The 5,097-nt window shown below is 37.5% G+C and carries 6 protein-coding genes; 5 read left to right on the top strand and 1 reads right to left on the bottom strand.

Going from position 1 to position 5,097, the window contains the following annotated elements; genetic code table 11:
• The first annotated feature begins 17 nt into the window (after positions 1-17).
• The 4 genes from kdsA (at position 18) to E1171_RS07370 (ending at position 2,821) form a co-directional block, all read left to right on the top strand.
• Positions 18-923, top strand: a complete 906-nt coding sequence (gene kdsA / locus E1171_RS07380) for a 3-deoxy-8-phosphooctulonate synthase (protein WP_155205369.1) — start codon at positions 18-20, stop codon at positions 921-923.
• A 189-nt stretch (positions 924-1,112) separates the two neighbouring features.
• Entirely contained in the window at positions 1,113-1,877 is a 765-nt protein-coding gene (locus E1171_RS07375) for a transaldolase family protein (RefSeq protein ID WP_246164218.1), read from the top strand.
• Positions 1,878-1,950: 73 nt separating this feature from the next.
• Positions 1,951-2,121: a CBS domain-containing protein gene (locus E1171_RS24435; RefSeq protein WP_246164216.1), complete on the top strand. Its 171-nt coding sequence runs from the start codon at positions 1,951-1,953 to the stop codon at positions 2,119-2,121.
• Positions 2,122-2,128: 7 nt separating this feature from the next.
• Entirely contained in the window at positions 2,129-2,821 is a 693-nt protein-coding gene (locus E1171_RS07370) for a phosphatase (protein ID WP_155205368.1), read from the top strand.
• A gap of 171 nt (positions 2,822-2,992) precedes the next feature.
• Here E1171_RS07370 and fabF read toward each other — a convergent pair whose 3' ends face one another.
• On the bottom strand, positions 2,993-4,252 hold the full coding sequence (gene fabF / locus E1171_RS07365; RefSeq protein ID WP_155205367.1) for a beta-ketoacyl-ACP synthase II: 1,260 nt from the start codon (positions 4,250-4,252) through the stop codon (positions 2,993-2,995).
• A 198-nt stretch (positions 4,253-4,450) separates the two neighbouring features.
• Here fabF and E1171_RS07360 point away from each other — a divergent pair, with 198 nt between their 5' ends.
• On the top strand, positions 4,451-4,918 hold the full coding sequence (locus tag E1171_RS07360) for an SRPBCC family protein (RefSeq protein ID WP_155205366.1): 468 nt from the start codon (positions 4,451-4,453) through the stop codon (positions 4,916-4,918).
• Positions 4,919-5,097: the final 179 nt, after the last annotated feature.

The following is a 5,097-nucleotide window of genomic DNA, read 5'->3' as shown; positions in this document are numbered from 1 at the left end:
TTTAAAAGACTAATAAATTGATTGAAACGAAGACGGTCAAGGTCGGCAATATTTCCTGTGGGTCTAATAAGTTATTTCTCATATCTGGCCCTTGTGTAATTGAGAAGGAGTCTGTTATGTTACGGACTGCGGAAAAATTAAAGATGATAAGCGACCGTTGGGGGATTCCTCTTATATTCAAATCATCTTTTTTAAAAGATAATCGCAGTTCATTGCAATATTATCGTGGACCAGGAATAGATAAAGGATTAAAAATACTTCAGCGAATAAAGGAAGAATTCAATCTACCTTTGATCTCAGATATTCATGAACCTTCGCATGCAGGTCTTGTTGCCGGCGTTTTGGATGTAATTCAAATTCCTGCTTATCTCTGCATGCAAACTTCTCTTATTTTGGCCGCTGCAAATACCGGGAAACCTATAAACCTGAAACATGGGCAGTTTCTTGCTCCTGCAAATATGATCAAACCTGTCCAAAAATGTGTGGAGGCCGGAAATGAGCAGATAATTGTGACAGAAAGAGGGTATACCTTCGGCTACAATGATTTAATCGTTGATCCTAGAAGTTTTTACCACCTACGTCAAACAGGGTTTCCTCTTGTATTTGACATAACCCATTCCATTAGAAAGTATGGCATTCCCAGTTCAAATCCGCAAGGAGGTTCCCGTGAATATTTACCTACCATTGCTCGGGCTGGGGTTGCAGCTGGGGTGGATGGTCTATTTATAGAAACTCATCCGAATCCTGAATCCGCCCTTTGTGATGCCTCCAGTCAACTACCCATTGGGAATTTGGAAAAATTAATTGAGCCCCTAATTGAAATTCATGCCTTGGAAGTGAGATATCGTAATAGAGTTCTTGATGAAGTTGTGGAAAGGGAGGATAACAAAATGCCCCTTGTTCCGGAGATGAAAGGTGTGTAAAGGAAAGTAGACAAAAGAGACAATAAGTTTTGTGTCTCCCTCTTAGTGATCTTCCCCTCATTTAAAATGAGAAGAGAAAAATAAAGCAAAATGGATGTAACTATCAATGGACATTCATTGACCTGACATATCATTTTGCTCAACATCTTTTGAAAAATATCCCCTTAAAATTATTGAATTAATATTAACATGGAACTTTATCTCGATTCAGCAAATTTCGATGAAATCGAAAAAGCTTTTTCATTTGGTTTTCTTAGTGGATTAACTACTACTCCTACCTTTATTCATAGGGAAGGAATTGAAAATAATGATGAAACAATAGTGAGGTTGTCAAAAATGGCTCCGGTTTTACAGGTGGAAGCCCTAGGGGAAAGTGCTGAAGAAATTTATTTAGAAGTGAAAAGGCTATTGGGTAAAGGATTGGAAAAAGCAAGGACGATTTTTAAAATTCCTGTGTCTGTAGAGGGGGTGAAGGCCTGTAAAAAATTGACTGATGAGGGAATATTGGTGAATGTTCATTTGGTTTACACCTTACAACAGGCATATATGGCCATGTTGGCAGGGGCTACTTACGTTTGTCCGTTGGTAGGCCGACTTCAGGATCAAGGTCATGATGCCCTTCAGTTAGTGGAGCAATGTGTGCAGGCAGTAAACTACTATGGTTATGATACCAAGGTAATGTTTTCTTCTGTTCGGAATCCTGAACATGTGCGAAATGCCATTAATATTGGAGTTCATGCCATTACTGTCCCTTATAAGGTGATGTTACGGTTAACAGAAAATCACTTTACCACTATGGGTACTGATCAGTTTTTTGAACATAAACGTTTAATGACGCGTCGGGTAAAAGATGTGATAAATGGGGTGAATCCGGTAGTTTATGCATCAGTTCCTTTGCCAGAAGCCATTATTAAAATGACCGAGTATGGCTTTGGTTGCATTACAGTGATTTGATCAGGAGGAAAATGTTTTAGGAGTTTTCACTGATGGAGATTTACGTAGGCTACTGGAGAAGGAGGGAAGAGAGGTGTTAAAGAAGAACCTGGCTCAATTAAACTATAACCGTCCAATTAGTGTAGATAGTTATGATTTATTAAATAGGGCTTCGCAATTATTTCATAAATATGAGGTGGATAACCTTTTAGTAACTGAAAAAGGACAACCCATTGGGATACTAGATATTCAAGATCTGAATTAATAAAAGAATGGATGAATTGGTGAATTTATTCACAAAAGCGGGAGGCCAGTTTGTTTCTTCTCCTGAAGTGATAGCCAAAAAATTAAAAAATGAAATAAAGGTTTACCTATTTGACTGGGATGGAGTTTTTAACGGAGGAATAAAAGGGGGACAAAATGTAAGTCTGTTTGCGGAACCTGATGCAATGGGAGTTAATCTTTTGCGATTTAGTCATTGGATGGAAAATCAGGAATTACCATTTACTGCATTGGTGACAGGAGCTAATAATAAAGTGGCTTTGGAATTGGCCCAAAGGGAACATTTTCATGCCATTTATTTAGGTTATATTGATAAAGGACGGGCCTTAGAACATTTGGTGGAAGAGTACAGTATCAAACCTCATCAAGTAGCTTATGTTTTTGATGATGCTCTAGACTTACCAGTTGCAGAAAAATGTGGTCTTCGATTTTTGGTCAAACGGCCTGCTTCTCCTGTATTCAGTCGATTTGTTATTAATCATGCTATGTGTGATTACATTACAGGCTTTACAGGTGAAAATAATGCTGTTCGGGAAATCTGTGAATTAATAATAGCTTTTAATAATAACTACGAAACCACCCTTAAAGAACGCCTGGCATTTAGTGAATTGTATCTTTCTTATTTTCAAAAAAGACAAGCTTTACCAATTGCTATACATTCTTATGATTGGAAAGGAAATTAAGTTCTTTTTTCTATTGGGGAAGAACTGATAAAGTTCAAGGGCGCCCTTTAAAATTGAATTTTTTCCTTAGTTCAATATTGTTTAATGATCTAAGCAGGTATTCCGAATCAAAATGGAAATGCGAGGTATTGGTCATTGGTTTAGCTTCCTAGTTCAAATAGAATTACATCGTTATTCTCCATCCTCCTTATACCTTTTAAAAATTATGCTTGAATTGTGCCCACCAAATCCAAAAACATTGCTCATGACATAATCAATCTTGCGATTTAATCCTTTTTCTAAAGTAAAATTGAATGATTTTGGGATTTCTGAAATAGGGTTGTCTGTATTGATGGTGGGAGGAACGGATTGTTCTCGAATGGCAAGGGTTGAAATTACTGCCTCTACTGCTCCACAAGCTCCCAATAAATGACCAGTCATTGATTTTGTAGCACTGATGTGAAATTGAGGGCTATCACCAAAAAGTCGATGGATAGCTTTAATCTCAGAAATGTCTCCCAATTTGGTTGAGGTTCCATGAGCATTGATATAATCGATCTTTTCGGGTGATACTTCGGCCTCAGCCAGTGCTTGTGCCATTCCATGAAAGGCGCCTTCCCCTTCGGGATGAGTTGCCGTCATATGATAAGCGTCCGACGTAAGTGCAGTTCCCACTATTTCAGCATAAATTTGGGCCCCTCTTTTTTGGGCATGTTCCAGGGATTCTAATACAAGAGCAGCTGCTCCTTCACCCAAAACGAATCCATCTCGTTCGGTACAAAAAGGTCTGGATGCCGTTTTTGGTGAATCATTCCTTTGTGATAAGGCTTTTACAGCATTTAATCCCGCAAATTTAGAAGGGGTAATGGTTGCCTCGGAACCACCTGTAATAATCTGATCGGCCTTTCCCCAACGAATATGATTGAAAGCTTCAATTATAGCTGTGGATGCCGAAGAACAAGCTGACACAGGACAGAAGTTCACCCCTTTAAAGTTGAATTCTATAGATATGAGACCTGCTGCTGAATCGGGTATTGTTCGTGATATAAAAAAAGGATTAAAGGCCAAAGGATCGTTTTCCAGATGGTAAGCTTTGAGTTGTTGTTCAAAGGTGGAAATTCCTCCATTTGTGGAAGCCCAAATTACACCTTTTCTGGTATTTTCTCCGGTTTCTAATTTAAGTTGGGCATCCATTCCAGCTTGCCGGGCGGTATATAACGCATATTGACTATAGGGGTCCAAACGCTTAAGTAATTTGGGGTCAAAATATTTTTCAGGGTAGAATTCCTTGACTTCACAAGCGAACTGTGTTTTAAATGCGGAAGCATCAAATTTAGTAATAGGAGCAGCTCCACTCTTTCCCTTTTTCAAATTTTCCCATAGCTCCTTTACATTATTCCCAATTGGAGTTAATGCGCCGAGTCCTGTGATTACTACCCTTTGTGGTTTCAAATGGATTAGATTTTTAAATACTAAGTAAGCGTTTGGTGGAACAAATGTACACTGTGGATTTTAAAAATACCACCAACAATCCAAACAACTATACTTTGAACGAATTAAAAGGAATAGAGGAATGGTCAGAAGTTTCTGGGTTTTAATCTTCGAACTTTATGAAAATAGTTGATATTTATTTGGTCGAAAATTAATGAGATGAATGTGTTTAAAACCCAACAATTGATTCCAGGAAGTATTCAGGAAGCCTGGGAGTTTTTTTCCTCTCCTAATAACTTAGCCGTTATTACTCCTGATTATATGAATTTTGTTATTACCTCATCCTTGCCAGAAAAAATGTATCCTGGGATGTTCATTAGTTATAAGGTTTCTCCCTTTTTTGGATATACAATGGAATGGGTTACTGAAATTACTCATATTGAAAAAGAAAGGTTTTTTATAGATGAGCAACGAAAAGGGCCTTATAGGATTTGGCATCATGAACATCACTTTAAAGAATTGCCAGGGGGAGTGTTGTTGGAAGATAAAGTAAGTTTCGAATTGCCTCTAGGAATTTTGGGTAGAATATTCTTGCCATTTGTTCGCTCTAGAATCGATGAAATTTTTGATTACAGAGCTAAGAAAATCGTTGAGATTTTTGGAAAGTTTAATTCTGAACCAATTTGACAGATTTTTGGAGGCGATAGGTAAGTTCAAATTATTTGTAGTAAGCAACTGCTTTTTCAATACCAAATCTTTGTATGACCAAGGATAGACATCTATTAATTGGAGTTTAAAGTAAATTCAACTCGAAAGGTTAAAATGAACTATAAAAATTCAAAATGGCTTAAACAATAAAAAGTGGG

Origin of the sequence: Xanthovirga aplysinae (genome assembly GCF_009711365.1) — a bacterium.
Taxonomy (GTDB): domain Bacteria; phylum Bacteroidota; class Bacteroidia; order Cytophagales; family Cyclobacteriaceae; genus Xanthovirga; species Xanthovirga aplysinae.
This window is presented reverse-complemented; position numbering and strand designations above follow the sequence as displayed.

Bases quoted from the DNA above. Each gene is read 5' to 3' on its own strand.
- E1171_RS07375 (WP_246164218.1), top strand. From the start codon at position 1,113: ATGGAACTTTATCTCGATTCAGCAAATTTCGATGAAATCGAAAAAGCT.
- E1171_RS07370 (WP_155205368.1), top strand. From the start codon at position 2,129: ATGGATGAATTGGTGAATTTATTCACAAAAGCGGGAGGCCAGTTTGTT.
- E1171_RS07360 (WP_155205366.1), top strand. From the start codon at position 4,451: ATGAATGTGTTTAAAACCCAACAATTGATTCCAGGAAGTATTCAGGAA.